This window comes from Shigella sp. FC1661 (assembly GCF_001712525.1).
In the GTDB taxonomy this organism is placed as follows: Bacteria; Pseudomonadota; Gammaproteobacteria; order Enterobacterales; family Enterobacteriaceae; genus Escherichia; species Escherichia coli.
Map to the genome: position 1 here is coordinate 1 of NZ_MDGW01000342.1, position 1,301 is coordinate 1,301.

1 protein-coding gene is annotated in these 1,301 nt (G+C 57.9%); it reads right to left on the bottom strand.

Translation table 11 applies throughout. The features are described 5' to 3' along the window. Positions 1-1,162: IS110-like element ISEc20 family transposase (locus BFF42_RS17540; RefSeq protein WP_146759055.1), on the bottom strand; the 1,162-nt coding region annotated here is incomplete at its 3' end. Positions 1,163-1,301 lie beyond the last annotated feature (139 nt).

Genomic DNA, 1,301 nt, shown 5'->3' on the forward strand with positions numbered 1-1,301 from the left:
GCATCATGGCGAACAGAACGTCGCAGCGTCGTCTCGCCAGGGCGATAAGCGCCTGATTGTGTCGTTTTCCCTGACTCATTTTGCGGGTGTAGTAAGCCCTGGAGAGCGGATCCCTGAGCGCGGCGAAGGCCGACAGGAACAACGCCCGTTTGAGAGCTTTATTACCCCGTCGCGAGGGATGCTCACCGCGTATTGACGAGCCGGATCGCCGAGTTACCGGCGCAAGGCCAGCATAAGCAGCGAGATGTGCGGCAGAGGCGAAGGCGCGGCAGGCGACCTCGGTGAGGAGTCTGGCTGCGGTCCTGACACCGACTCCGGGCATACTGGTCAGGACCGGGTAAAGAGGGTGAGCAAGAACTCGCTGTTCTACCTCAAGCGCCACCTCGTCTCTTTGCTTACGCAGCGTGATGAGCTGGAGTGCCAGACGTGGCAGTACTACGGCAGCGGCATTCGTGCCGGGAACGACGACGGTTTGTTCGGCCAGTGCCTGAGCTATGTCTGCTGCAAGGCGTTTACCCAGACGAGGCGCAAGTTTGCAGAGCTGGGCTGCCAGCTTCTTCTCACCCAGCGAAGCGAGTTTTTCTGGTGAGGGATATCGCTGGAGAAGATCGAGTACCGCCGGGTGCTCAAGTCTCGGACCGAGAACGCGCTCCAGTGCCGGATGTATCTGGGTCAGAAGGCCGCGGATACGGTTGCTGGCCTGCGTTGTCTGTGCGGCAAGATCATCATCGAAGCCGCAGAGCATGGAGAGTTCGGCGATTTGCTCGTCAGCCAGTTTCAGCGTGCGTAGCGCGTGAGGCAGGGTACGGGCAGCTTCGGCAATGATGGCAGCGTCACGAGCATCAGTTTTAGCTTCACCGGCGTGTAAGTCGGCTATGCGGCGCATGGCCAGTCCAGGGAGGTATCCGACAAGGACTCCTTCTGAGCGGGCAACGGCGACAGGTAACGCACCGATGGTAGCTGGCTGATCAACAACCAGCAGTATCTGACCATGTTGTTTCAGGTCAGATATTAGCGACCTGAGTTTGTTTTCGTCGTTGGGTAATGCTTTATCGAACAGGCGTTTACCTGAACGATTAATGGCAACAGCGTGATGCGTATCTTTACCGACATCAACGCCGATAAAGACCTGGACGGATTCGTAATCGCTGGATTCGGTCATTCTGTCTCCCTTGTATATGGGTTAACCAGATAACCACGGGGAGCAGGTACCGGCATCCACGTTACAGACGGTCCCGGCAAAAGTGCCTGACCTGACCCCTATTAGCGGTTACCAGCGCCCCACCAGACCCGGTGACATC